Consider the following 25,397-nt stretch of genomic DNA (forward strand, 5'->3'; position numbering starts at 1 on the left):
TGTTGATTGTTAAGTTTCTGAAAATCAAATTAAATATTTTAAAAGTAGAATAGTAAGCTTAACTCAGTCCTTTTTCAAACCATATAAATGAACAACGACAATCTATCAGCGCTTTCAAAAATCTTAATCTTTATAAGCGGCATTCTATTGATTTTGGTTTTATTTGTGCCTTTGTGGCAAATAGAACTTGAAGCGCCGCAATATCCTGAAGGGCTTGTTTTAAAAATGTATCCTCATAAAATTGGTGGCAATGTTGACATCATCAACGGTTTAAATCACTACATCGGAATGAGAACCTTGCATACAAAGGATTTTATTGAATTTACTGTGCTTCCCTACATCGTTGGATTTTTTGCTTTACTGTGTTTCATCGTTGTCGCATTAAAAAAACAAAAATGGCTTACCGTTCTTTTCACGCTCTTTGTAATTTTTGGCATCGTTGCCATGGTAGATTTCTGGAGATGGGAATATGCTTATGGCCATGAGCTTAATCCTGACGCACCAATACAGGTTCCGGGAATGGCTTACCAGCCGCCGCTTTTGGGATATAAACAATTATTAAATTTTGGAGCTTTCTCAATGCCCGACATCGGTGGTTTTCTCTTTATCTTAGTTGGGCTGTTATTATTAATTGCATTATTATTACCCTGGTACAAAAAAAGGAAAGCTGGAATCGCTTTAAAACAATAAGCTATGAAAATTAAAAATTTTAAAATATCCTTATTTGTTGCTTTACTGTTTGTAATGAGTTCATGCGCTTCAGGCCCACAACCTATCAAGCCCGGTGTAGAAGCGTGTGATTATTGTAAAATGACCATTTCGCAGTTAAATTTTGGCGGCGAAATTATTACCAAAAAAGGAAAGATATATAAGTTCGATGATCCGCATTGTCTTGCCGCTTTCAGAAAAGAAAGCATTGACAGCAATACGATAAAATCAGTGTATTTCTTAAACTTTGATGAGCCCCATAACCTGATAGATGCCGACCATGCTTTTCTTTTAAAAAGCACTGGCCTTCATTCGCCGATGGGGGGAAATACTGCTGCTTTTGAGAGTAAAGAAAAATTAAATTTGATTCAACAAAAAGTGAATGGTGAACAAATAACCGTTCAGCAGTTATTCAATAGTAATAAATAATGAAATTACTTTTCAAATGGCTTTTATTCTTATTGCTTCCTTTTGCATCCACGGTTGTGTTTTCAAAAACAATTTATGTTGGCAAAGGCAAAAGTTTTGCTACTGTGCAATCAGGAATTGATGCTGCAGAAAATGGTGATACAGTTATTGTAGGGCCGGGCTTGTATAAAGAACGCGATATTAAACTTAACAAAAGAATTTACCTGAAAGGTGATCAATATCCTGTTATTGATGGTGAACAGAAAAGCGGCATCTTTATTATACAAGCCAATGGAGCTGTTTTAGATGGCTTTAAAATAATTAATGGCGGCAGAGCCGAAACCGAGGACCTCGCAGGGATTCTCATTGAAAATTGCTATAATGTAAAAGTGATTAATAATAAATTGGACAACACCAACTTTGGAATTTATAGCCAGTATAGCAAGAGTTGTACGATTCAAAACAATGAAATCAAAGCGTATGGCAACAATGAAGTAACCAGTGGAAACGGCATTCATTGCTGGCGGTCCGACAGCTTACTTATAATCGGCAATAAGATAGCAGGCCACAGAGACGGCTTGTATTTTGAATTTGTAACCAATTCTCTTATCTGGCGAAACCAGAGCCGTAATAACATCCGTTATGGCATCCATTTTATGTTTTCTCACCACGACACTTACATCAGCAATATTTTTGAAGGCAATGCTTCAGGCGTGGCAGTGATGTTTACCCATCACATCCAGATGTATAACAATTTTTTCCTGGACAACTGGGGTGGCGCAGCGTATGGCATTCTTCTCAAAGAAATCACAGATGGTATTATTTCGGGAAATTATTTTTCGCACAATACCATTGCCATCCAAATGGAAGGATGTAACCGCAATCATATTTTTAAAAATTCTTTTTCCAACAACGGATGGGCCATCAAAGTTTCTGCGAGCAGCATCAACAATACCATTTCGCAAAATAATTTCGCCGGAAACACTTTTGATATTGGAACGAACGGCACACTGGTAGTAAATGATTTCAACGGAAATTATTGGGACAAATATGAAGGCTATGATTTGAACCGTGATAATATTGGGGATGTGCCCTACCATCCTGTCAGTATGTATTCGATGATTATCGACAGCAATCCCGCTTCACTCATGCTTTTCAGAAGCCTGATTGTATCATTATTAGATAAAAGCGAAAAATTATTACCGGGCATTACGCCGGAAAATCTTGAAGATGAAACCCCCTTAATGCGGCCCTTAAAATTATGATCAGCGTAAAAAATATCACAAAGACCTTCGGAAAATTAAAAGCCCTCGACAATGTATCGGTTACATTTGAAAAAGGCCAGTGCATCGCTTTGCTTGGTCCTAATGGATGCGGAAAAACTACCCTGATTAAATCAATATTAGGAATGGTAGTGCCCGACAGCGGCTCTATTCTTTTCAATAATGAACCCATTCGTAACAATTGGTTATACAGAAGCCAGGTTGGCTATATGCCGCAAATAGGCCGCTATCCTGAAAACATGAGTATTGCACAAGTAATTGAAATGATGAAAGACATCCGCAAGGGAATTGACCGCCATCCCGATGAGGAACTGGTAAAAAATTTCGGCCTGAACCTGATGATGAAAAAGAAAATGCGGACACTTAGCGGAGGCACCACGCAAAAGGTAAGTGCTGCGCTGGCATTTATGTTTCATCCTGACGTATTAATACTGGATGAGCCAACAGCAGGCCTGGACCCGCTTTCATCAGAAAAGCTGAAACAAAAAATAATTAAGGAAAAAGAAAAAGGAAAGCTTGTTCTTATCACTTCCCATATTTTAAGCGAATTGGATGACTTGATTACCGAAGTTTTTTATATGCAGGAAGGAAAATTATTATTTCATAAAAAATTAACTGCGCTTAAAGAAGAAACCGGTGAGATCAAATTGTCAAAAGCTATCGCAAAAATAATGACCACACAAGAAGCAATTGTATGAAAAAATTATTGAAATATGTAGTAGTAGATATTATTCAGAATAAAATTGTAATTATCTACACCATTCTTTTATTGGCTATATCCCTGAGCGTATTTAACCTGGAAGACAATACAGCCAAGGGTTTGCTCAGTTTACTGAATGTCATTTTAATAATTGTGCCTTTAATCTGCATCATTTTTTCAACCATATATATCTACAACAGCTCTGAATTTATTGAACTGCTCGTGAGCCAGCCCTTGAAGAGAAGAACCATCTGGCTCAGCATTTTTGCAGGTTTGGCTTCGTCATTGTCTCTTGCTTTTTTGATTGGCGCCGGCATTCCGATTCTTTTGTACCATGCAGATGCTACCGGTGTGATGATGATTGCGATGGGACTTTTCCTTACGATAGTCTTCGTAAGTATAGCAATGCTGGCGGCAGGCATCACACGCGATAAAGCTAAAGGCATCGGGTTTGCAATCATGTTGTGGCTGTTTTTTTCCTTACTTTTTGATGCATTGGTTTTGTTCCTGCTATTTCAATTCCAGGATTATCCTTTGGAAAAAATAATGATAGTTTTTAGCTTTTTAAATCCGATTGATTTAGGAAGAATACAAATACTTCTTCAATTAGATATATCCGCCCTAATGGGCTACACAGGCGCTGTGTTCCGCGAATTTTTTGGCAACACCACCGGTATTGTGCTTTCCTTTTCGGGGTTAATTCTTTGGATTATTTTTCCAATTTTGATTTCCGTAAAAAAATTCAAACGAAAAGATTTATAAAAGAGATTCGTTAAAGCAGCAGAATAAAAATCCTGGTAATTTGTACGTTTACTGGTGACCGTTATATTCTTATCTTATTTCGGCCTGCCTTTCTTCTTTGTTTGTTTACTGATAATCTCATTAAATATTTCATCAAGATTAGTTGCGTGTTTTCAAAAGCTTGCCACTAAAAAATAATCTTTAGATTTGCCGCTGTCAATCTTTTTATGAATATTGAAAAGATACATGAACAACGTAATTGTATTTAAATTTTTTCCAAAAAAAAAGCAAATATGAAATTAGCAATTTTGGGCTCCGGATTTATTGCCAGGTTCTACGCCGATGCATTAGTGGGCCATCGCAGAAAAGATGAAATCGTGACCGTGTATAGCCGCACCTTAGCAAACGCAAAAAAATTTGCTGACGATTATAAAGTTCCAAATTATACAGACAGTATTGAAGAATGTGTTTCACACAAGGATGTGGACGCTGTCATCATTGCTTTGTCGAATGACATGCATCTGGTTTCGACGATAGCTTCCGCTAACGCCGGCAAGCATGTGCTGTGCACAAAACCCCTGGGCCGAAACGCGCAGGAAGCTTATGAAATGTTGAAGGCAGTTGAAAAAGCGAATGTTACCGGAGGATATCTTGAAGACCTGGTATATTCACCCAAGGCATTAAAATCCCTGAAGATGATACAGGAAGGCGCCGTGGGAGAAATTGTTTGGGCAAAGAGCAGGGAAACTCATCCCGGGCCGCACAGCGATTGGTTTTGGGATAAAGAAAAATCCGGCGGTGGCGCTATAATTGACCTCGGCTGCCACTGTGTGGAAATTTGCAGAAATTATATTGGTAAAAATATTAAACCTGTTGAGGTGATGTGCTGGGCAGATACCCGCGTGCACCCCATAGATGCTGAAGATAATGCCGTTGGTTGGGTAAAATATGAAAACGGCGCTATTGGCCAATTTGAAGTTAGCTGGTCGTTTCGCGGAGGCATGGATTTAAGAGAAGAAGTGATGGGAACTGAAGGCACCATCTGGACGAATAACTTTTTGCGTACAGGATTTGAAATGTTTACTTCGGGCAAAGGCGGCGATTACATCGCTGAAAAGGCAGAGAGCAATTCAGGATGGTTGTTTCCTGTTGGCGATGAAGTAAACGACCTTGGCTATAATCACATGTTTACTGATATGTTTGATTCCATTGATAATAACAAACAACCCATGGAAAATTTTTATGACGGTTACGTGGTGAACGCAATCTTAGATGCAGCGTTTGCTTCAGCAAAAAGCAAAAAATGGGAACCTGTTCAAATTGACGATTGGCGCGGTGTTGCTCAGGTAAAAAAGGAAAAACAAATGACAAGCTATGATGATGATTATTATCTTATCAAAGAAGAAGTGCTTCCCAATGGCGAAAAAAAATTCATTATAAAAAATAAAAAAACCGGCTCTATTGAAAAGCGATAGAAAAACCATCGGTTCTTTTTCAAAAATAAACTAACAATACAATAATAAATGTCAACTTTTTTAATTGAAATTCCTCATTCTGAAAATACTTTTGAATGCAGGCAAGTGATAAAATTATTCGTTGAATCAGGGTCTCATCTGCTTGCAAATGCGCAGTGGGGCTGCAAATCAGGCGTTCACAAATGCTGGTTCATCAGCGAGTTTGACAATAAAGAACAGGCTTTACAAATCATACCTCCTTTCTTACGACATGAGGCGAATATTATTGAGCTGATAAAATTTACCAAAGAGGATATTGTAGCTTTTGCAAATAATGGCGGAGAATCTTAGATAAGGTTACCCTGCATGCAAAAGTATTGTTGATGGAATAAAAATTCTGACTATTTCTTCGTTTACCGGGGAACGTTGTTTTCGGCATTATATTTTGCTACCACTTCATCCAGCATGTTTTTAAATTTCTCTACATCCGAGTCGTAGCCGTAACCCTCAGGTTCCAGGCGATTTTCGTTAGCATCCAAAAAGAAATAATAAGGCTGTGTGTTGGCATTGTATTGAGTTATTTGCAAATCGGCATTTTTATCACCAAGCGTCGTAATGTCCTTCTGCAAAGTCTTTGAATAATATTGATCACCCGGCTGCAAGTCAAGGGAAACGTCTACATATAAAGAAGCGATAACAAAATTTTCTTTCAATCTCTTCATCACCTCCGGATCGCTCCAAACAGAACCTTCCATTCTCCGGCAATTTACACAATTGATTCCTGTAAAATCAAGCATCAGCGGCCTGTGCACTTTCCTGGCTACTTCCAGCGCTTCATCATAATCAAAATAAACGATCATTCCATATTTGGTAACCACTTCCGGCTCATACAATCTCATGCGATCATAATATTTAACCGGTTGGGGAAGTACATTTTTGGAAGATTCTGACGCAGCAGATGAATACGAAACTGTATTGTGCGATGCAGCCGCAGAGGCGTTAAAATCCTGTGTTCCCATCGGTGGCAAAAATGCGCTAATGGCTCTGAGCGGTGCGCCCCACATTCCGGGAATCATATATACTGCAAAGGAAAAAGAGGCAATGGCAAAGAATAATCTTGTTACACTTAAATAAGGAATATCAAAATCATTTTTTGGCAGCTCATCATCGTGATGAAACTTTATTTTTCCCAAAAGATAAATTCCTAAAAGCATAAAAATTACAATCCATAAGCTGAGGAAAACCTCGCGATCCAGGATGCGCCAGTTTCTTGAAAGATCCGCGTTCGACAAAAATTTGAGCGCTAATGCAAGTTCCAAAAATCCAAGAGTAACTTTTACCGCATTCAGCCAGCCGCCTGATTTTCCTATCATATTTAGCTTACCAGGAAAAAAAGCAAAAAGGGCAAACGGCAGCGCAAGAGCAAGAGAAAAAGCAAACATTCCAATCAGTGGGCCCCAATAACTTCCCCGTGCTGCAATCACCAATAAATTTCCTATGATAGGCCCCGTACATGAAAATGAAATAACCACAAGGGTAAGTGCCATAAAAAATATCCCGATAAAGCTTCCCGTACCGGCTTTGCTGTCAGCCTTATTGCCCCACGAGCTGGGTAGTTCTATATTAAAAGCTCCTAAAAAGGAAATTCCAAAAATAAGGAACACAAGAAAAAACACCAGGTTCGCAATCCAGTTTGTAGCCAGATTATTCAGCGCTGTCGGCCCGAAAATTACCGTGATTAAAAAACCCAGCAGCGTGAAAATAACCATGATAGACAAAGAATAGGAAATGGCGTTTTTAATGCCTTCCGCCTTGGTTTTGCTGCGTTTTATAAAGAAGCTGACCGTTACCGGAATCATTGAAAAAACACACGGGGTTATTAAGGCAATAAGGCCACCGGCAAAACCAGCGACAAATATCCACCACAAAGATTTTTTAGCAACACTTCCGCCGTCGTTCCCCTGTTTTATTTCACTTGCCGGATTTTTGTTTTCCGGAAGAACAAATATTTTGAATTCTTTTTCAAAAGGCAAATATTGTTCACCTTTCTGAGTCATATAGCTCACCTTACCTTTCACCAGGAAACTGTCTGTTGGCGATGCCGCGACTTTCTGTTGCCAGTCAACTGAATCTTTAAAAAAATGAACTTCACTTTGCAATGCAGTATCCATCCCTCTTTGCTCATTTCCTTTTTGAATCAAAGGATTTCTTAAAAGATGTTGAACTGATGAATCGAACTGAATAGAAGAATATAAAGCATCGTCAGGCGATTGCTGCAAAGCATACAATTTTATGTCAGGATTTATTTTTCCTTTGATTAAAATTACAGCTTCACTATCGCTGATACGATGTGCACTAAATGAAAAACTAACTCCGGTGGTATCCTGCGAAAAGACATTTGAAGAAATAAATAGCAGGCCCAGAAAAGCAAAAAGCCAGGTAAATTTCTTCATTAACAATATTATTGATGGATTAAATTAATTAAGCGCAACAGAAAGTTTTTCTGTTTTGGGTGGCAGGCATTGCTTGTCGTTACATACCATAAATTCAACCGCTACATTTACGGAAGTCTTTACCGGCGCTTTCAGTTTTACCAACTGAACAAAGTCAACTTTATTAGAAAATTGTTTTACATCAATATTTCCAAATAAAGGTTCCACATGCTGCTCTAATTTGCCAACTTCTTTTGCTTTGCCTTCTACGGTTACCAGTGGATTTTTTGTAAACGTAAGGCTGGTTGGAACCGGCCCGCCCTCTGGTGTGTGTTGAGAATAAATATGCCATCCACTATTGAGATTAGCAGTCAGATGAACTTCATAAGTCTTATCATTGATCTTCTTAGAAGAGGTAGTCCATGAAACTGGATTTTGAATTTGCGCGAAAAGAAAATTCGCTGCCAAAAGAAAAATTCCGGTTATGATATATTTTTTCATATTGATTTATTAAAGGAAATGCTATTCCTGTGTATGATTTGCAAAATTAATCAAAACCCGACAGGATTAAAAACCGCCAATGTCCTAAGCGCGAAATCGAAAGGGAAAACGTTGTGGTTTAACTTTTGGTTAGTACTTAATTAAAGTATTATAAAATTTTTCACATTTTTATTTTTAAAAGTTGAAGCACTTTGCCGCCTGCAAGGCGCTGCGGGCATTTCCCTCTTTACCCTTATTTTTGCCAAAAAAATTTTATGCAAATCCTGCTAGTTTTACACAATGTATTTCGTTGGCTCATTTTAGTTTTTGCCTTCTGGACAATCATTAGCGCAATCAGCGGATTATCTGCCCGAAGAATTTATTCGCCTGCAGATGATAAAGCGAATTTGTTTTTTATGATTTGTATGGACATACAATTATTATTAGGTCTGGCTCTTTATTTTATGGGCGATTGGTATGCTGCCTTCAGTAATATGGCCGAAGCGATGAAAGATACAAGAGTTCGCTTTTTTTCTATTGAGCATTCTTTAATGATGATCATTGCATGGATATTAGTTCATGCAGGAAGAGTTGCGGTGAAAAAAAGTTTTAATTCAAGCGGGAAGTTTAAAAAAACATTAATATTTTTTGGAATCGCTTTGCTATTAATACTAATTGCTATCCCGTGGCCGTTTAGAGAAATAATTAGCAGGCCCTGGTTCAGGGGATTTTAATAATTACTTTGAAAGCCTGTTAATGGTTTGAATTGAATTCATAGAATTTTTTAGAAAGAAATGAAAAGTAAAAAGGAAATTGAAAGGCCAATAATTTTGGTAACGAATGATGATGGAATAACCGCACCGGGAATCAAAAGTTTGGTAGATGCTGTGAAGGATCTCGGCGATGTAGTGGTGGTAGCGCCCGATAAGCCACAAAGCGGAATGGGACATGCTATTACTATTGGGGTTCCCCTCCGGTTGAATAAAGTAACTGGCTTTTTTGATGATGTTCAGGCCTGGCAAACCAATGGTACACCTGTGGATTGCGTTAAGCTGGCGGTAGATAAAATTTTGCATCGCAAGCCTGATATTTGCCTGAGCGGCATTAACCACGGCGCCAATCATTCTATTAATGTAATTTACTCAGGAACGATGAGCGCGGCCATGGAAGCCTCCATTGAAAGTATTCCTTCTATCGGGTTTTCCCTGTTGGATTATAGCATTGATGCAGATTTTTCTGCATCAAAATTTTATGTGCATAAAATTGTTGAAAGCGTGATGAAGAAAAAGCTAACGCGTCATTTTCTTTTAAATGTCAACATACCGCAGGGGCCGCTGGATGTATTAAAGGGAATAAAGGTTTGCAGGCAGGCCTATGCTAAATATGACGAGGATTTTGATGAAAGAATAGACCCGAATGGAAGAAAATATTTCTGGCTTACAGGTGAATTTAAAAACTTTGATGAAGGAGAAGACACTGATGTATGGGCTTTGGAACATAATTATGTAAGCGTAGTTCCTGTTCACTTCGATTTAACGAATTATAAGCTTAAAGAACAGCTTGAGAATAACTGGGAAATTTTATGATTTTCAAAAAAGACAATTTTGTTTTCGGTATAGCCCTTGGAATAGTTGCACCATTAATTGGGTTCCTTATTTATAAGTTGATAAAGTTTAAAGCACTTTCATTGCAGGAAATGTTTCAATGGATGAAACTGAATCCCAACCTGATAACTGTAGCTATCAGCGTTTCGTTGATGGCGAATGCAATATTATTTACCATCTATATCAACGGGTATCGCGATAAGACGGCAAAAGGTATATTTATTGTAACTATGGTGTATGCTGCGCTGGCTCTGGCTTTCAAATATTGGTGATTGTATCGTGAGAGGCCTTTGTCTTTAACTACAGAAGAATTTGACTATTCATTTGTTGCCGGTTAATGTTGCAAGACGGGTGCTTTTTAATAACAGACCCTTTGCAGTAAACAAATAAATACCGCAAATTTCAATTCCATCTTCCTGCGATTTTTTAATTATGACTCTTTAAATCTTTAATCTGAGCCTTCGCTTTTCCAGCCAACCAGTGATTATAACAATTACCAGCGCAAATACAAGGGATTTAATAATACCTACAATTCCTGTTCTCATCACGAGCGGCAAATGAATCCCAATCAGGGAAATAAAGATAGCCAGATGAAAATAAGGAAGAAGATAACAGGTGAGCGTGCTTGTTCCGGCAGGCTTTATGAGCCTAAACCAATTTTCTTTGCCTTTTCTATCGACTAAAAATATTAAAAGTGCAAACGCAAGAATACTAATGGCTGCACAAATGGTAGTCCATGAAGGTGTGGCTCTTATTTTTGAAATACCCCACAATGGCCTCGTTGCAAACCCAAAAGCAAATAAAAGAATGGCCATAAGAAATAAAATCATTTCTATTTTGCCTGGTTTTTGCGAAAATTTTCTGTAAAAAACGGCGCTGATCACCCCGAGGATAGTGACAGATGAATTAGATGCATTTCCCAAACCTAATGACGTAATTAAATGTCTGAATCCAGACGCAAATGCAGGAGCATCGAGCATTATAGAAGAATTAAAAGCCACAAAGAACACAAAAAACAAAATAAGTATCCACAGCTTTTCTTTTGCAACCAAAGAAACGGTAGCGCATGCAAAATAGGCCCATCCTATCAATCCCAGAATCCCCCACCAATGAGGTGCCATCCAGATAATTCCATTCGGAGACGTGCCTTTGTAAATAGCGGCCATCACGATCAAAATGGAAATTCCTAAAGCCTGCATCCAACCCATCAGCTTTCGTTTTGTTTTCGGATAATCCAACCAGATCAGAAAAAAGGAAACCGTTACCAATATGATCCATATAGGACGGGGCAGTAAAGATTGGTCGCTGTAATTTTCCATATTCATTTGAAAGAAACCCATGACGATCAAAGCCAGCGAGCGGATCACGATATGCCGGAAAATAAGTGCGGACGATTGGCCCCGATCTAACCTGCTTTGCTGGCTATAAGGGATTGATAAGCCAACAATAAATAAAAATGCAGGAAAAATTATATCCGCAAACCCCATCCCATCGGCTTTTGCCGGTGCGTGCTCCAGCCATTCCGGAATCGCTTTATCTGTCCACAGATCATTTACAAAGACCATTAGGTACATGGTAATAGCGCGAATGGCATCAATGGATCCGAGTCTTCGTGTACGCATAACTGTAATCTTATTGATTTATGGCAGAAAAAACTTTTATGAAACAATTGGTAGTTGTATTCTTATCAACAGTGCTACCGGAACCCGTTCCATAATATTCTTTTAAAAAGAAATCATTACGTGTCCAGATCGTTTGCATAATTCCATTGAAGCGTCCTTTCATTTCAGGAGTGGAACTTTTACGGAAACGGTACATGTCTTCTACCTGCGCTACGCCGGCTTCCGCATTTCTAAATGGGCAGGTTATCACTTTAAATCCCTTTGTAGCGAAATAAACGGCAGTCTGGTCAGGCCTTTCATAATGCCAGTCGCAGATGATTACATCTTTTGGAATCATATCAATCGCCCTGTAAGTGTTATTCATGCTCGCTTCCCACTCTCCTATCCCGGTAGTTTTCCCATCCAGCAATCTATCGCCCCATATCCATAATTCTTTGCCATTTTCAGCAAGGTGATCATTAATTCTTCGTACTTCATCTGCGAATAATTGTGCCGGATCGTGGCCACCACACCTTGGACATTTTTGTTCCCCGATATAAAACACTTCGTCCATTCCTGCATGAAAGGCACCTGTTTCAAACGCATCACAGATTTCGTCAATCAAATCAAACAGGATTTTATGCAATCCCGGATAAAGCGGGCAATAACTTTTGCAATACAATTTATCTGCATTGGGCCATTCATATTTCACCGGCATCTGTACCCAGGGTGTTTCGTCAAATTGCGGATAAACGGCTAATAATTTTCCTGTACGATTGGCCCATGATTGGTGCCCCAATAAATTAATTTGCGGAACTATTTTTATATCTCCTTGTTTACACGCACGAACAATTTTTTTTACCTCTTTTTCCGAAAGTGCAAAACTGTCAATCAATTCCGGATGGCTTTTAAATTGGTATGCATAATCCACACGCAAGACAAGCGTATTTACATGTCGTGGAATCAATTCTTTCTTAATAAAGGTTACAAATGAATCCACGCCTGATGGGCGCGGCGCTGCAATAGCGAACCCACGAACCGGTAAGGTATCGGCAACAACAAATAAGCTTTGATTCGGTGAGCTTTTGGCCTCTTGTGTATAAAATTGCAATCCAAAAAACAAAGAGACAAGCAGTAGTTTTTTCATAATCAAATTTTTAGTTTTAGTTGTCAATAATATTCTAAGAACGTCTATCATAATAAAGTGACGCGGCGCCAAGGATTCCGGGATTTTCCAATTCAGAAATTTCAAGATGAAATTTATCAAGTGTGTTTGAATAAATATAAGTACGAATCCGCTTCCACATATTTTCCTGGAACAGTGGATAGGCCTTGCTGATAGAACCACCAATCACAATTAATTCGGGACAATATGTATAAAGAATCATTCGGATCGCATTGCCCAAATGGGTTCCAAATTCTTCGAAGATCATTATAGAAAGCGGGTCGCCTTCAAGTGCTTTTTTATACACCAATTCTCCATTGGTTTGATAACAATTTTCAAAAAACTGGCCGCTGGCGTAATATTCGACATATTGATCAAGGTATTCCACGCAACCAAATTCACCTGCGCCACAATTTACACCGGCGTATAATTTATCATTAATGATAATTCCTCCGCCCAAACCCGTACCAATAGTGAGCCCTATCATCGAATGAAAATTTTTCCCTTTGCCAAAATATTTTTCTCCCAGGGCAAAACAATTTGAATCATTATTTATAAAAACAGGAATCTGATACCGATCTTCGAGTATTTTTTTTAAATGAACTTCTTTCCAGGAAGGAATATTTTGCACATCATAAACAATCCCTTTTTCAATATCAACAACGCTCGGTACGCCAATGCCAATCGCTTTAATATTTTCATCTACCAAAGGATCAATCAATTCATACATCACCTGCAAAACCTCATCTACGCTACCTTCTGAAGGAATGCGAACAGACACAATATTTTCTAATCTGCCTTCTGACACAACTCCTGCACGAAGTTGAGTGCCGCCGAGATCGATACCGATGATTTTTATTTCATTCATTTATCAATAAAGTTTGACGATTTAAAATGATATGGATGGTTTGGGATTGTTAGATAGTTTAGCATTTTGGTCACTAAACTTTCTAAACCCACTAAACCTTCTAAACTGTTTCTGCCTTCTTCATCTGAATCGTTTTATTTTTAATAATCGGTTTTGCCCAAAAGCCAACGCTTAATATGTAACCCAACGTAATATACAAAAAGAACATGCCAGTTCTTAATCCAAAATGATCGCCAATTGCTCCGATGATCAAAGGGATTACTGCGCCGCCAATAATACCGGTGAGCAAAATTCCTGAGAAGGCGCCGTGATGTTCTTCCAGTGAATTTAAAGCGAGTGAAAAAATAATCGGGTACATTACTGAGGCAAAAAAACCAACGATTGGAAATGCATATAATGCAACGCGATTGTTGCCGGTAAACAGTCCAATGCTCAAAGTGATGATCGCTAAAATAGTAAAGGCAATCAGCACTTTCGCACTGTCCATGATCTTCAATAAAAATAACCCAAGCACGCCCCCTGCTGTCATCAATCCCCAGAAATACGCTACAGCACTCGCTCCTGTGGTTTGCGGATCATAACGATGATATTCATAGAGGAATTGAGATATCCAGTTGGCCGTGCCTTGTTCGGTTCCTACATAACAAAACATGGCGATAAAAAATAAAATAACGGTTGGATTTCTTAAAAGATCCAAATGCACTTTTAAAGCGCCGGCTTTTTCGTCTTTACTCAGGATTACTTTCGGAAAACGCGATATCATAATAACCACGAACATGATGAGACTTACCGCTGCGAATACCCAATACAATGAAATCCATGGAAGGCTTTGAGGAACAACAGAAGTAAAGATCCGTTGAACCGGATCTATTTCGCCTTTATTGGCAAGGTTCACGACTAAATAAGAATATACAAGTGGACTAATAAAAGAAGCGGCTCCAAAAATCAATTGAGCCAACACAGAATTAAATGCATAATTCTCTTCACCGCCGGAAGTGCGCAGCAAAGGATTGATCACCACCTGCAGCATTGCCATGCCGCAACCAATTAAAAATAACGAGATAATATAACTGGAATAATTAGGAAATAAAACCAACAGCAACGAACCCACAAAGGAAACCACAAAAGCGGCCACCATGATCTTTTTTTCTTTATACTTTTCATTCATAATTCCGGAAGGAATGGACATGACACCATAAGCAATAAAAAATGCAAATGGTAAAATCGCGACTTCCGTAAGGCTGAGATGAAAGCCGGATTTTATATCAGGAATCAAAGCGCCGATGATGTTTGTAAGAAATGAGATCACGAAAAAAGTAAGCATGATCAGGAAAACGATGTAGTAGTTTCTCTTTGCAGTGACGGTAGTTGCCATTGAATTTAATTATACGATTTAATGAGGAATGAAATTCATTTTAATACGAATGTTTAAGCACGATTTGAAAATCACAGTAAATAAACAAATATTTCAATTTTCTATTTTTCTAAAAAGCTTTTCAATTAAAAAAGTGTATTCATAATCGTTAGTGTTTTGGTTTTTAAACAACCTCTTCTTTTTCCATCCAAACGGGCTTTGTCTGTGATTGATGATCGGCACTTAATATATCTCTGTACAATTCAGGTTTTCTCGCATTCTTATAGCGGTACCCGCCTGCAAGTTTTAATTTATCTTCCGTAACAGTTGCCATCGCAATTTCATCATTAAAGCTTTTGATTTCTACCATCACATCACCGTAAGGGTCGAGGATCAATGAATTCCCGTTTTTCAATTGATCACCATCATAGCCGATTGGATTGGTAAAAACATAGTAAACGCCATTGTCATAAGCTCTTGCCGGAAGCCAGCGCATCAGCCATTGCATTCCTTTTGGCCCGTCAAATTCCATGCGTAACGGAACCGGATCCAATTCCCTGTTTTGCCAGAGTGCATGATCTACAAAACCTCTTCCCGGCATAGAAGAAGGGGTACACATCGTTACATGTGGCGCAAAAATAATTTCAGCGCCGAGCAAAGAAGTGGCCCTTACATTTTCAACCACATTGTTATCATAACAAATTAAAATTCCGCATTTCCAATCTTTGATATCAAATACAACATACTCAGTTCCGGGAGAAAGATATTTGCTGATGAATGGATGTATCTTTCTATATTTTGCTTTGAGGCCCTTCTTATCAACACAGAGGTATGTATTATACAACTTATCTTCATCAATTTCAACCAAACCGGCTAATACAGTGATGTCGTACTTTGCAGCGATTTCAATTAATTTTTGCGTACTTTTTCCCGGAACTTTTTCTGCATAGCTTTTTACTTCATCTCTTGTAAGATCTTTGAAGAAAGTATAAGCGGTTATAGACATTTCATGAAAACTGATCACTTCTGCCCCACCCTCTTTTGCTTTTGCCGTTAGTTTATCAATCACTGAAAGATTGTAATCCTTATCGCCATCTTTTGGTTGAAATTGGGCTACGGCAATTTTTAATGTTTTCATTTTACAATTAAAATTTATGAATTATGAACCACTTTAAGAACTATCACCTATAAGATTTTCAAAACCTTACAGGTCTGATGAGCATTGAACTACTCCACATTCCATCCCCCAACAACTACTCTTCCTTTTTCTCCGTCAAGATCAGTTGTATGTACCCAAACAGAAACCGTTCTTTCTTCTCCCGGCAAAAGCGTGAAATAATTTTCTTTCCAAAAAACGGGAACAACTGATTCGTTGGTTTGTCCTTTTTTCAAATCCATATAAACCATGAATGCAACATGCTGTGATGAGTTCTTTAGTTTCACGTTGATGATCGTGTTCTCTCCTTTTTGCGTAACAGTTTCACTCTTTTGCAATTTTACATTCGGCAATTTTTCCAACAAAGTCAGATCTGCATACTGTGATTGTGGCGTAATGTACCAGGTACTTTTCTTTTCCGCGAGACTGTCTTTTTGTGTTGACAAAACATAGAAATTATTGCTTACCAATTGATGTTGTTTATCAAATAATCGCAGGTCTAAAAAGTAAGTTTTGCTCACATTCAAATTATCCGGAAGAGAAAAAATTTGTTTTGTCTCCAAAGAACTGATATCGGAAACCGGCAATGATTTTTTTAGAACCGATTTAGAATCATCAAGCACATTGATATCCGCTCTAAGGCCACCGGATTTTTTCGCAGTATTATTCATCACATCTACTACCTGCTGACCATAATCATAAAAAATATGCAATGGCTCATTCGCAATTCTTGCTCCATACAAGGCGCCCGTTGGCATTAAATAATAATCATAAAATTGCCACCAAAGTTTAGGCCACGAAGCATTGTACATCCATTGAATAATGCCGGTAGCTTCAGGGCGATTAGCTTCAAAAGCTTCAAACATCGCACGCATTCCTTCATAATTCATGTATTGCGCTTTGCGCAAATAATCTTTTAAATCATTTGGCTGGCCAAGCCTTTCATTCATGGCATTATTGTAGGCATCGAGGTTATGAAATTTTCCCCTCGCTGCATGATACAACCATGAACTTCCGATTGGCCACAAAGAATCTTTTGGAATCATTTTCTGCAGACTTTCCAACACAGGAACCTGTGGGCCAGGGCCGGTTTCGGTGTTGAAACCAAAGGCGCCGCCATAAGAAGTATCAATGTACCAATAATCCGGTGGAACATAATCATAAGGCCCACGCATTTTCATTCCTGTGGGCCCGGTGATTTCACTTTTCCATTCTTTGGCACTTTGCGCATAAGGACGTGTTGGATCCTGATCTTTTAAAACCGCTAAATATCTTGTTTCCAATTCCGGGCGCGGCCACTTATCGCTTCCGTAAAGCCAGAGAAAAATGCTTGGATGGTTTCTCAACCAAACGATCTGATCATTCCATGATTTGGCAGCAATATCAATCTGTTCGGGCGTAACGATGCAACCATATTTATCTTCATAGTTTCCTCCAAAAATTCCTTTCCACTCCCATTGACAACTAAAACCAACCATTATCAAAATTCCTTTTTCATCGCACAGGTTATATAAATGCTCGTCTTCGCCCCAGAAGCCTTCCATCCGAATTGCGTTCAGGTTCATGTGAACGGCATAATCAATTCCTGCGCGTTCATATTCAGGCGTTGCATTCAGCAACATTGGGTCTGTCCAGCCACCACCTTTTATCAATATTTTCTTCCCATTTAAACGATACGCACGAAATCCTCTGTCGGTCATGTAACCTGAAACCGAGCGAATGCCAAACTTTATTTTTTTGCTGTCAGAAACCTGGTTACTGATTTCAAAATTGATTTGTAAGGAATACAAATTCGGCTTTCCCAAATCATGTGTCCACCACAATTTGGGATGATCCATAGAAAGCTGATGAAACTCTTCCGGAGTCAAAATAACTTCTTTCGTTTCATGCGGATCTAAAGAAACATTTTTAGAAAGATGAATGTTGTTTTCGATGCTGGTTTTTAAAACACCATTTACTTTTTTATCCGAAAAATTCTGTAAAGTGATCCTCAAAGTCACATTTGCATGATCAAGCGTGGCAGTATCTACATCGGTAATCACAAAAGGGTTTTCAATCGCAACAGGGCCACTTTCGATGAAGTGTACATCGCGCCAAATTCCCATGTGATTGTCCGCAGGTTCCGGATTCCAATCAACAAAACCGATGTTTAAATCTGCAGGCTGGCCTTGTGTAATCTTTACTGCCAGCACGTTTTCGCCTTTTTTAATAAAGGGTGTCACATCAAAAACAAATTGGCGAAAACTTCCTTTTACTGTGTCGCCGGAAGCCACTTTCTTCCCATTTAGCCAAATGTCGGCGTAATAACTAATGCCATTAAAACGCAGGCGATACACCTGTCCTGTCTTTATTTTTTCAATAGTAAAAGTGCGGCGATACCACCACGGTGCTTTGAACAAGCTATCGGGAATTTTTTCCAGGTTGCGGTTATAAAAAACATTTTTAAAAACGCCGGCATCAACCAACGACCCCAACGTACTGTTCGGAACTTTTGCCGCATACCAGTTTTTTGGGTGAAACTTTAATGTAGAAATTTCTTCATCAGCTGCTTTCACGTTATCTGAAGATTGGATTTGCCAATGATCGGCCAGCACATTGTTTGCGACACTCCAGGTATTTTGAGAAAAAGAACTACTTGACATCATCATCAAAGAAATAAAGATCAAAATTCCCATACATTTTGGCATAAGAAAAAAATTGTGGTTTTAGAAAGGATGGCTTTCAAAAATCAGGTTATTAAGCAATTCATAATTTCCTATAAAAGTAGAAATAAAAATTGTTTTTTTTTGTAAATGAAAAATACGCAGAGACAAGGCATGCCTTTTCTCTACAGGGGGCAATTAATTATTGTCTGAAAAATTTATCCTGCTGCCAATTCCGCGGGTTATTGATAATGTAATTTGAAATCATCTGTAATGATTTTTCATCGCGAATGATGTGATCATGAAAACGAGGCTGCCAGCCAAAATCGAATTTCAAACGATTGGCGTGTTTGGTAACCGCTGCCTTATATCCGCCGATAATTGAGGAAAGGGTATTTTTTCCCTGGTTGCGTAAACGTTGTTGTGCCGGTAAATCTTTAGGTGTTTTTTGCAGAGACAAGGCATGCCTTGTCTCTACAGGGGAATCATTCTCATTCAAGGTAATAATCCCATGCATATGATTTGGCATTACAATAAAATCGCCCAACTCAATATTCTTCGAATGGTTTTTTATTTCATACCACATAAGATCCGCAATCACACCCGTTTTGGATAAAATCATATTATCACTAATAATTTCTCCAAAAAAATTCTCCCTGTCTTTTGTACAAATGGTAACAAAAATAGGCGGCATTCCATCCATAATCCCACCCTGGTAATCTCGCAGATGAAATACGATATTTATTCTGGAATTTATCTTCCATAATTTGAAGATGTTTCAATTTTATTTGGTATTTCCGGCCTTAGCAGATTATCAGTTCTGTGAATGATTCTATAAAAATAGAAATAAAAATTGTTTTTTTTGTAAATGAAAAATACGTAGAGACAAGGCATGCCTTGTCTCTACTTCCTCACGCCACCCTGCGGTATGGATACCTTGTGGCTATCGCCAGATATTTATGGAATACTGTCAGACATCTGCAAATTATCGTCAGGCATCTGTAAATTTGATACTGATACCGGAAGCTTCAGTAGAGCTAAAATAAACCGAAAGAAATGACCTGAAATCATTACCGGAATCCGTTCTTTCAAAATTTCAACCGTATATTGAACCATGCGAAAATTATCACTTTTTATAGCGGCAAGTTTGGATGGCTACATTGCAAAGCCAAATGACGATCTTAGTTTTTTAAACATAGTTGAAAAAGAAGGTGAAGACTATGGCTACGCGGCATTCACGGCCAACATCAACACAATCATCATCGGCAGAAAGACCTATGATTATGTGCTTAAGAACATTGGTTCTTCCCATTACGACGACGGGCACCGCGATGTATATGTAATAACAAGAACAGAAAAACCCGCAGCAGGCAAAACTACTTTTTATACAGGAAGCCTGGAAACTTTAGTGCAGAAACTGAAATCTGAAAACGGAAAAAATATTTATTGTGACGGAGGCGCAGAAATTATCAATGAACTACTACAGCACGACCTGGTAGACGAATTTATCATTTCTGTAATACCAATTTTGGTGGGGAATGGAATAAGATTATTCAAAGACAATAGACCTGAACAAGAGCTGGAGTTTGTCAGCGCGAAATCATTTGATACAGGATTAATACAACTACACTACAAACGAAGAAGACAGAACAGCGAGGTTTGAGAACGGAAATTGGATTTTGATAAACACAATGAAAATCACGACCATTTAGCCAATGAAAGAAATCATAGACCTGTCCACCAGGATAATCACTTTAGAAAGAAATGAATATCTGAAAGTGAAAGGCAGCATTGACCGCAATGTGTATTATATAGAAAGTGGCACTTTAAGAATCTTCATTTCAGACGATTATGAAGAACAAATTATCAGGTTTGGGTATAAAGAAAATTTAATCGCTTCGCTGGACTCCTTTCTGACCGGGAAACCGTCAGAACTATACATACAGGCCATAAAAAAATCTACAATAAAAGTGATTACCAAGCCACAAATTGATGCCTTCTTACAAGTGGAGGCCAATCGCAATCTGTGGATTAAAATATTAGAAGATTTAGTATTGCAGCAAATGGAAAGGGAGATTGATATACTAACCATTTCTCCGCGGGAAAGATATGAAAGGGTATTCCGAAGAAGCCCGCAACTTTTCCAGGAAGTTCCGAACAGGCATATTGCAAATTATTTAAGAATGAGTCCCGAAACATTTTCGCGGTTAAAAAAGTGTTGACTTCAGTCAAGATTTATGAAAAACGGTTTAGTGAACTTTGCTTTAAAATTAAAAATTATGCAAACAGAAAAATTAATTCAATCGCTTTTAGAGCAGGTAAGGCAAATCATAAACCAGGCAGAAACAATTAAAAATTATGACCTGCGCACATTAACGTGGAGAGAAAGCGAGACATCGTGGAACATGCTGGAATGCCTGCAACACCTCAATCTATACGGTGATTTTTATTTACCTCAAATTGAAAACAAAATCAAAAGCTCGCCGTTTAAGCCCACGCCGGAATTTAAAAGCGGCTACCTGGGAAATTACTTTGCAAAAAGCATGTTGCCTAAAGCAAAGCTCAATAAAATGAAAACATTCAAAGACAAAAACCCGCTGAATGAAAAGTTGGATAAAACCGTTATTGACAGATTTATCAGTCAGCAAATTAAATTGTTAGAATTGTTGAACCAATCGCGGAATGTAAGCCTGGGCAAAGTGAAAATTCCTACGTCCATTTCGAATTTGATAAAGCTAAAACTTGGAGATACGTTTCAATTTTTTATCAATCATATCATCAGGCACCTGCAGCAGGTAGAGCGAATAAAAGCTGCGATGAGGCAGGAAGGAACGCCGGTTGCTGATTTCCAACATGCGCTTTGATAGTACATCCTGTAAATCTTCTGTGTAATTGCAAAAAATAAATCAGCAACCAGTTTGTGGATTTGAAAATGAATTTCAATTATTTTTGAACAGTAATTAGCTCATTGCATATAGTATCTTTTAGAATTAGATATAACGTGGGGAAATTCTTGATATATTATTAAATATTTCAGAATAAAGCAAATAGAGTAAATTTAAATGCGTTAAGGTTTGTGAGGTAAGCCTGGATTGAATTACACTTGATATGCATAATCCTATAAATTTAAAAAAAAAGATGAGAGATAACACAAGGGTTTATAAAATGGCTTTCGCGACAGTCTATCCGCTTTTGGTAAAAAAAGCAGAAAGAAAAGGGCGTACACAAAAAGAAGTTGATGAAATCATTTTTTGGCTTACCGGGTACGATGAAGACGCTTTGCAGAAAATTTTAGACGACAAAACTAATTACCAGGATTTCTTTTCCCAGGCGCCGCAAATAAATCCTAACGCTTCAAAAATAAAGGGCGCTATCTGCGGATACCGGGTAGAAGAAATAGAAAATAAGCTAATGCAGCAAGTTCGCTATTTAGACAAGCTCGTGGATGAACTGGCAAACGGAAAACCGATGGAGAAAATCTTAAGAAGCTGAGTAAAGTTACCGGATGAATCGAAATGAATTATCAGCAGCAATTGTTTTTTTAAAATAAATGCAGTAAAGCAAAGAATAGCTTCTTTTTTTATTTTATCTACAAATATTGATCGTCATGAAGCATCCATTTACATTGACACTTTTATGCGCGGCAACTTTTTGTCTTGGCTTTTCGTTCAAAACAATCACCACAAAAAATGACAACCAAAATATGAAAAAGGTAACAGGAATTGGCGGAATCTTCTTTAAATGTGATGACCCTAAAAAAATGAATGAGTGGTATAAAACGCATCTCGGGCTAAACACCAATGAATATGGCGCTTCATTTGAATGGAGGGAAGAATCTGATTCAACCAAAAAGGGAAGCACCCAATGGACGCCGTTCGCCCAGGCCACCAAATACTTTGAGCCGTCAAAGAAAGATTTTATGATAAATTTCAGAGTGGCCAATTTAGAATCGCTGTTGGAAGATTTGAAAAAAGAAGGCGTAACCATTGTTGACAAAATTGAAACTTATGACTACGGAAAATTTGTACACATCATGGATATAGAAGGAAACAAAATTGAATTATGGGAGCCAGCTGAATAAATAGAAAAATTTTTCTAATGATGAAAGATGCACCTGCAATTCACGCATATTGAACCTCATTTTCTGCTGAAGAAATACATTGATAAAATGTGGATTTTTGAAAGCAGTGGAAAGATGCCTGAAGAAGATATGAAGCTGGTGATTCCGAACGGGAATCTCAAACTAACGCTATCGTATCAAAACGGGATTGTGGCTGATTTGAACGGAAAAACATTTTATTCAAACCCGCATGATATCACATTGACAGGGCTTGTAGACGTTCCCGTTATCCTGGATGCAAAAGACAATGCCCTAACTGAAACCATTGGAATCGAATTTAATCCGCAGGGAGCTTACCGGTTTTTCCATTTCAATCTGAATGAAATTCAAAATCAAATTTATTCTGTTTGCGATTTGCTAGGAACAAAAGGCAAACGACTGCTCTTGCAGATACATGAAACATCTTTTGCTGAAAAAAAGATTATGATGCTGCAACAGTTTTTGTTAAGCGAGCTTTCACTAAAGCAGGAAGATTTAATATTTGATTTTTGCATTAGAAATATTATTGCATCAAAAGGAAAAATATCCATCAAAGAGTTAGAAAAGAAAACAGGTTACAGCAGCCGGTGGCTAAACGTAAAATTTAATAATAACCTGGGCGTAAGCGCCAAAAATCTGTGTTCGATTATCCGGTTCAAAGAATGTTTTAAAACATTTATGAATGCCGCCAATAAGGCATTTTTAAAACGCGATTTTTATGACATGTATTATGACCAATCTCATTTTATAAAAGACTTTAAACGCTTTACCGGCCTGCCTCCCACCCGTTTTGAAAAACAGGTAAATGATTTTGGAGAAAAATATTTCAGAAACTGAGGATTAAAATTTTGTCTCTTTGCCGCTTGTCTTTCGCGTCCTGCCTATTTGAACAATGAAGGAATTATTTTATTCCTTCTTGTCAATCACGAGATAAATTACAGACCGTGGCAGTAAAGCAACTTTTATCCCATTTTTTGTTTCTGAAGAATACGCCTTCAATGTGGCATAATCTGAAGGGCCGCCGGAGATAATATCCGGTCCTTTTCCGTTTACAAACACTTTCCTTGAAAATTCTCCGTTATCTGTACCACCCGTAAGCCTGTAGTAATAGAAACGTTTGCCTGCTGTGGCATTGGAAATCACATTTACGTTAACAGAAGAACTGCCTTTGTTGATTAGGATAACGCTTTTTTCTCCCGAGGAAAAGGAAGAAGCAAAAGATAAAAGATCATTGCTGCCCGAAACTGTTGATTTGAGTAAGCGGTCGCCCATCATTTTCTGAAAATAATACATATAATAAAATGCAGGGCGCGCATTCCACTTGATTACATTCGGTTCATCACCGATATTAAAAAGCCCCATATCGTTTCCATCACTCCAGCCATTAGCGAGATCCCATCTTGCGGTCATTCCGTATTTATTTTGCAAAGCCTCTCCCATCACAATTGCAGCGTGCATGCCATTTACAAACGATACCTGTTGCATTGAGCCCTGCGAGGTAATGTTGTATTCTGTTAAGGTTATAGGTTTGGGGGAAGCGCCATATTTTGCAAAAACTGAATTCAGATAGCTCATCATAGCATGGGTATTGTCTACGCCGGTATTTAAAATTACATCAGCAGAAACATTGGTTTGATAAGGTGTATAATAGCTATGGATAATATAAAAATCGGCAGAAGCATTTACCTGCGCCAGCACTCCGGCGTTCCACGATTTATCAGTGGCGGTTTGCCAGCCTTCGGGTTCCTTTTCCAACAGTTGTGCACCAATAAAAATTGTTTTCCCGAATTCGGCCGCCGCCGCGCGCATTGAATCCGCAAACACATTAAAATGCCTGCCGTACAAATCACCGGTGATTATTTCCGGCTGACCATCTTTATTTTTACTTACATCGATTCTATACCCCGCTTCCCACACGCCATTACTTTCATTACCCACTTCCCAATACTTGGTGCGGCCTTTATCATATCTTACCCAATCAGCCGCGAGATGTGCTGCCGCAGCCACAGGGTCAGCGCTGGTACCATATCTTGCATAACCGTAATTAACTGTAATCATTCCCTGGCTGCCGGCTTGCTGCATTGTGTTGTAAAAATTATCTACCGTAATTGTCCAGCTTTCTTCATTTTTTCCATACCAGTATTTTGCCTCAATATCTTTTCCATCTGCATCTTGTAAAGTGGGAGGTGCATCTGCCGGAGGAGCGCCGCTTGGCGCGTTCCAGAAATACATATCGCTAAGACTGCCGCCCGGCAAACGCATAAGCGATGGCCGCAATGCAGTTAAATACTTCATGAGTAAAGGCTCCGTTACCATTTGCGTCATCCACATATTGGCATTCTGCCCCGCAATGTAGGGAGGCACTTTGGTAATGATAGATCCTGCATCAATATTTACCGTTACCGACGCGGACGAAGGCATCATAGTATCAGTGAATGAAGGAATCGTAAAATTTTTAGGTTGCCAATCATCCAGGAAAAAGCCAATAGTGGGCGACACAGCCGGATCTGTTGGTTGAGGTTCCGGCGGTGGAGTTACCGGTAAGGAATCAACCGGAGGCGTGGATGGTGGCGCAGGATTTCCAGGATTCTTTTTACAGGAAAAAATTATTGGAATAAAAGCAATCAGCGTGGTATAGAAAATATCTCTCATAGCCGTAAAAATAACAGTAAAAATAATAGAAATCACACAAGGCGAAACAA

The 25,397-nt window shown here is 38.5% G+C and carries 26 protein-coding genes; 16 read left to right on the top strand and 10 right to left on the bottom strand.

Translation table 11 applies throughout. From position 1 onward, the window contains the following. The first annotated feature begins 87 nt into the window (after positions 1–87). From EFY79_RS21605 to EFY79_RS14655, 7 genes are all read left to right on the top strand, one after another. A complete protein-coding gene (locus tag EFY79_RS21605; protein ID WP_199727544.1) occupies positions 88–690 on the top strand; it encodes a hypothetical protein in 603 nt (200 codons plus the stop codon). A gap of 3 nt (positions 691–693) precedes the next feature. Further along, positions 694–1,137, top strand: coding sequence for a nitrous oxide reductase accessory protein NosL (locus EFY79_RS21610; protein WP_199727545.1), 444 nt, complete (start codon positions 694–696; stop codon positions 1,135–1,137). Further along, positions 1,137–2,381, top strand: a complete 1,245-nt coding sequence (nosD, locus tag EFY79_RS14635) for a nitrous oxide reductase family maturation protein NosD (protein ID WP_123121460.1) — start codon at positions 1,137–1,139, stop codon at positions 2,379–2,381. The genes EFY79_RS21610 and nosD overlap by 1 nt, the downstream gene beginning before the upstream one ends. Beyond that, complete coding sequence (locus tag EFY79_RS14640) at positions 2,378–3,097, top strand: ABC transporter ATP-binding protein (protein WP_123121461.1); 720 nt, start codon at positions 2,378–2,380, stop codon at positions 3,095–3,097. The genes nosD and EFY79_RS14640 overlap by 4 nt, the downstream gene beginning before the upstream one ends. Then, entirely contained in the window at positions 3,094–3,861 is a 768-nt protein-coding gene (locus EFY79_RS14645) for an ABC transporter permease subunit (RefSeq protein WP_123121462.1), read from the top strand. Before EFY79_RS14640 ends, EFY79_RS14645 begins: the two co-directional genes overlap by 4 nt. 272 nt (positions 3,862–4,133) lie before the next feature. Beyond that, positions 4,134–5,315 carry a Gfo/Idh/MocA family protein gene (locus EFY79_RS14650; RefSeq protein ID WP_123121463.1) on the top strand — a complete coding sequence of 394 codons (1,182 nt, stop codon included), beginning with the start codon at positions 4,134–4,136 and terminating at the stop codon, positions 5,313–5,315. 48 nt (positions 5,316–5,363) lie between these two features. After that, on the top strand, positions 5,364–5,645 hold the full coding sequence (locus EFY79_RS14655) for a hypothetical protein (RefSeq protein WP_123121464.1): 282 nt from the start codon (positions 5,364–5,366) through the stop codon (positions 5,643–5,645). Positions 5,646–5,707: 62 nt separating this feature from the next. On the opposite strand, the gene EFY79_RS14660 is transcribed toward EFY79_RS14655, so the two are convergent. Continuing rightward, positions 5,708–7,747, bottom strand: coding sequence for a protein-disulfide reductase DsbD family protein (locus EFY79_RS14660; RefSeq protein WP_123121465.1), 2,040 nt, complete (start codon positions 7,745–7,747; stop codon positions 5,708–5,710). Between the two features lie 24 nt (positions 7,748–7,771). After that, positions 7,772–8,227, bottom strand: a complete 456-nt coding sequence (locus EFY79_RS14665) for a protein-disulfide reductase DsbD domain-containing protein (RefSeq protein WP_123121466.1) — start codon at positions 8,225–8,227, stop codon at positions 7,772–7,774. Between the two features lie 254 nt (positions 8,228–8,481). Here EFY79_RS14665 and EFY79_RS14670 point away from each other — a divergent pair, with 254 nt between their 5' ends. From EFY79_RS14670 to EFY79_RS14680, 3 genes are read left to right on the top strand one after another with little or no spacing between them, the layout of a single operon-like run. Beyond that, on the top strand, positions 8,482–8,940 hold the full coding sequence (locus EFY79_RS14670; protein WP_123121467.1) for a hypothetical protein: 459 nt from the start codon (positions 8,482–8,484) through the stop codon (positions 8,938–8,940). Positions 8,941–9,000: 60 nt separating this feature from the next. Continuing rightward, entirely contained in the window at positions 9,001–9,792 is a 792-nt protein-coding gene (gene surE / locus EFY79_RS14675; protein ID WP_123121468.1) for a 5'/3'-nucleotidase SurE, read from the top strand. After that, on the top strand, positions 9,789–10,082 hold the full coding sequence (locus EFY79_RS14680; protein ID WP_123121469.1) for a hypothetical protein: 294 nt from the start codon (positions 9,789–9,791) through the stop codon (positions 10,080–10,082). Before surE ends, EFY79_RS14680 begins: the two co-directional genes overlap by 4 nt. 168 nt (positions 10,083–10,250) lie before the next feature. On the opposite strand, the gene EFY79_RS14685 is transcribed toward EFY79_RS14680, so the two are convergent. From EFY79_RS14685 to EFY79_RS14715, 7 genes are all read right to left on the bottom strand, one after another. After that, positions 10,251–11,432, bottom strand: coding sequence for a DUF5009 domain-containing protein (locus EFY79_RS14685; RefSeq protein ID WP_123121470.1), 1,182 nt, complete (start codon positions 11,430–11,432; stop codon positions 10,251–10,253). Between the two features lie 10 nt (positions 11,433–11,442). After that, positions 11,443–12,558: a family 20 glycosylhydrolase gene (locus EFY79_RS14690; RefSeq protein WP_123121471.1), complete on the bottom strand. Its 1,116-nt coding sequence runs from the start codon at positions 12,556–12,558 to the stop codon at positions 11,443–11,445. 34 nt (positions 12,559–12,592) lie between these two features. Continuing rightward, positions 12,593–13,444, bottom strand: coding sequence for an ROK family protein (locus tag EFY79_RS14695; protein ID WP_123121472.1), 852 nt, complete (start codon positions 13,442–13,444; stop codon positions 12,593–12,595). A 100-nt stretch (positions 13,445–13,544) separates the two neighbouring features. Continuing rightward, positions 13,545–14,819: a sugar MFS transporter gene (locus EFY79_RS14700; RefSeq protein WP_123121473.1), complete on the bottom strand. Its 1,275-nt coding sequence runs from the start codon at positions 14,817–14,819 to the stop codon at positions 13,545–13,547. Between the two features lie 163 nt (positions 14,820–14,982). Continuing rightward, complete coding sequence (locus EFY79_RS14705; RefSeq protein WP_123121474.1) at positions 14,983–15,936, bottom strand: nitrilase family protein; 954 nt, start codon at positions 15,934–15,936, stop codon at positions 14,983–14,985. An 89-nt stretch (positions 15,937–16,025) separates the two neighbouring features. Next, positions 16,026–18,641, bottom strand: a complete 2,616-nt coding sequence (locus tag EFY79_RS14710) for a glycoside hydrolase family 2 protein (RefSeq protein ID WP_123121475.1) — start codon at positions 18,639–18,641, stop codon at positions 16,026–16,028. A gap of 157 nt (positions 18,642–18,798) precedes the next feature. After that, positions 18,799–19,290: a transposase gene (locus tag EFY79_RS14715; protein WP_199727546.1), complete on the bottom strand. Its 492-nt coding sequence runs from the start codon at positions 19,288–19,290 to the stop codon at positions 18,799–18,801. Positions 19,291–19,710: 420 nt separating this feature from the next. On the opposite strand from EFY79_RS14715, the gene EFY79_RS14720 reads away from it, so the two are divergent. The 6 genes from EFY79_RS14720 (at position 19,711) to EFY79_RS14745 (ending at position 23,532) form a co-directional block, all read left to right on the top strand. Beyond that, positions 19,711–20,259, top strand: coding sequence for a dihydrofolate reductase family protein (locus tag EFY79_RS14720; protein WP_123121476.1), 549 nt, complete (start codon positions 19,711–19,713; stop codon positions 20,257–20,259). Between the two features lie 52 nt (positions 20,260–20,311). Further along, positions 20,312–20,818: a Crp/Fnr family transcriptional regulator gene (locus tag EFY79_RS14725; protein WP_123121477.1), complete on the top strand. Its 507-nt coding sequence runs from the start codon at positions 20,312–20,314 to the stop codon at positions 20,816–20,818. 57 nt (positions 20,819–20,875) lie between these two features. Further along, positions 20,876–21,460, top strand: a complete 585-nt coding sequence (locus EFY79_RS14730) for a DinB family protein (protein ID WP_123121520.1) — start codon at positions 20,876–20,878, stop codon at positions 21,458–21,460. A gap of 274 nt (positions 21,461–21,734) precedes the next feature. Next, the gene (locus tag EFY79_RS14735) at positions 21,735–22,088 is read left to right on the top strand and encodes a DUF2200 domain-containing protein (RefSeq protein WP_123121521.1); all 354 of its coding nucleotides are present in this window, start codon (positions 21,735–21,737) and stop codon (positions 22,086–22,088) included. 115 nt (positions 22,089–22,203) lie between these two features. Then, entirely contained in the window at positions 22,204–22,677 is a 474-nt protein-coding gene (locus EFY79_RS21785; RefSeq protein ID WP_233578018.1) for a VOC family protein, read from the top strand. A 27-nt stretch (positions 22,678–22,704) separates the two neighbouring features. After that, positions 22,705–23,532 (top strand): helix-turn-helix domain-containing protein, encoded by an 828-nt coding sequence (locus tag EFY79_RS14745; RefSeq protein WP_123121478.1) that lies wholly within the window; start codon positions 22,705–22,707, stop codon positions 23,530–23,532. 69 nt (positions 23,533–23,601) lie between these two features. On the opposite strand, the gene EFY79_RS14750 is transcribed toward EFY79_RS14745, so the two are convergent. Continuing rightward, entirely contained in the window at positions 23,602–25,347 is a 1,746-nt protein-coding gene (locus tag EFY79_RS14750; protein ID WP_123121479.1) for an alpha-L-arabinofuranosidase, read from the bottom strand. Positions 25,348–25,397 lie beyond the last annotated feature (50 nt).

Source organism: Hanamia caeni (assembly GCF_003721595.1).
In the GTDB taxonomy this organism is placed as follows: Bacteria; Bacteroidota; Bacteroidia; order Chitinophagales; family Chitinophagaceae; genus Ginsengibacter; species Ginsengibacter caeni.

Bases quoted from the DNA above. Each gene is read 5' to 3' on its own strand.
- EFY79_RS14720 (WP_123121476.1), top strand. From the start codon at position 19,711: ATGCGAAAATTATCACTTTTTATAGCGGCAAGTTTGGATGGCTACATT.
- EFY79_RS21605 (WP_199727544.1), top strand. From the start codon at position 88: ATGAACAACGACAATCTATCAGCGCTTTCAAAAATCTTAATCTTTATA.
- EFY79_RS21785 (WP_233578018.1), top strand. From the start codon at position 22,204: ATGAAGCATCCATTTACATTGACACTTTTATGCGCGGCAACTTTTTGT.
- EFY79_RS14660 (WP_123121465.1), bottom strand. From the start codon at position 7,747: ATGAAGAAATTTACCTGGCTTTTTGCTTTTCTGGGCCTGCTATTTATT.
- EFY79_RS14725 (WP_123121477.1), top strand. From the start codon at position 20,312: ATGAAAGAAATCATAGACCTGTCCACCAGGATAATCACTTTAGAAAGA.
- EFY79_RS14655 (WP_123121464.1), top strand. From the start codon at position 5,364: ATGTCAACTTTTTTAATTGAAATTCCTCATTCTGAAAATACTTTTGAA.
- EFY79_RS14685 (WP_123121470.1), bottom strand. From the start codon at position 11,432: ATGCGTACACGAAGACTCGGATCCATTGATGCCATTCGCGCTATTACC.
- EFY79_RS14690 (WP_123121471.1), bottom strand. From the start codon at position 12,558: ATGAAAAAACTACTGCTTGTCTCTTTGTTTTTTGGATTGCAATTTTAT.
- nosD (WP_123121460.1), top strand. From the start codon at position 1,137: ATGAAATTACTTTTCAAATGGCTTTTATTCTTATTGCTTCCTTTTGCA.
- EFY79_RS14670 (WP_123121467.1), top strand. From the start codon at position 8,482: ATGCAAATCCTGCTAGTTTTACACAATGTATTTCGTTGGCTCATTTTA.
- EFY79_RS14695 (WP_123121472.1), bottom strand. From the start codon at position 13,444: ATGAATGAAATAAAAATCATCGGTATCGATCTCGGCGGCACTCAACTT.
- EFY79_RS14640 (WP_123121461.1), top strand. From the start codon at position 2,378: ATGATCAGCGTAAAAAATATCACAAAGACCTTCGGAAAATTAAAAGCC.
- EFY79_RS14680 (WP_123121469.1), top strand. From the start codon at position 9,789: ATGATTTTCAAAAAAGACAATTTTGTTTTCGGTATAGCCCTTGGAATA.
- EFY79_RS14750 (WP_123121479.1), bottom strand. From the start codon at position 25,347: ATGAGAGATATTTTCTATACCACGCTGATTGCTTTTATTCCAATAATT.
- EFY79_RS14650 (WP_123121463.1), top strand. From the start codon at position 4,134: ATGAAATTAGCAATTTTGGGCTCCGGATTTATTGCCAGGTTCTACGCC.
- EFY79_RS14700 (WP_123121473.1), bottom strand. From the start codon at position 14,819: ATGGCAACTACCGTCACTGCAAAGAGAAACTACTACATCGTTTTCCTG.
- EFY79_RS14710 (WP_123121475.1), bottom strand. From the start codon at position 18,641: ATGCCAAAATGTATGGGAATTTTGATCTTTATTTCTTTGATGATGATG.
- EFY79_RS14645 (WP_123121462.1), top strand. From the start codon at position 3,094: ATGAAAAAATTATTGAAATATGTAGTAGTAGATATTATTCAGAATAAA.
- EFY79_RS14705 (WP_123121474.1), bottom strand. From the start codon at position 15,936: ATGAAAACATTAAAAATTGCCGTAGCCCAATTTCAACCAAAAGATGGC.
- surE (WP_123121468.1), top strand. From the start codon at position 9,001: ATGAAAAGTAAAAAGGAAATTGAAAGGCCAATAATTTTGGTAACGAAT.
- EFY79_RS21610 (WP_199727545.1), top strand. From the start codon at position 694: ATGAAAATTAAAAATTTTAAAATATCCTTATTTGTTGCTTTACTGTTT.
- EFY79_RS14665 (WP_123121466.1), bottom strand. From the start codon at position 8,227: ATGAAAAAATATATCATAACCGGAATTTTTCTTTTGGCAGCGAATTTT.
- EFY79_RS14730 (WP_123121520.1), top strand. From the start codon at position 20,876: ATGCAAACAGAAAAATTAATTCAATCGCTTTTAGAGCAGGTAAGGCAA.
- EFY79_RS14715 (WP_199727546.1), bottom strand. From the start codon at position 19,290: ATGCCGCCTATTTTTGTTACCATTTGTACAAAAGACAGGGAGAATTTT.
- EFY79_RS14745 (WP_123121478.1), top strand. From the start codon at position 22,705: ATGCACCTGCAATTCACGCATATTGAACCTCATTTTCTGCTGAAGAAA.
- EFY79_RS14735 (WP_123121521.1), top strand. From the start codon at position 21,735: ATGAGAGATAACACAAGGGTTTATAAAATGGCTTTCGCGACAGTCTAT.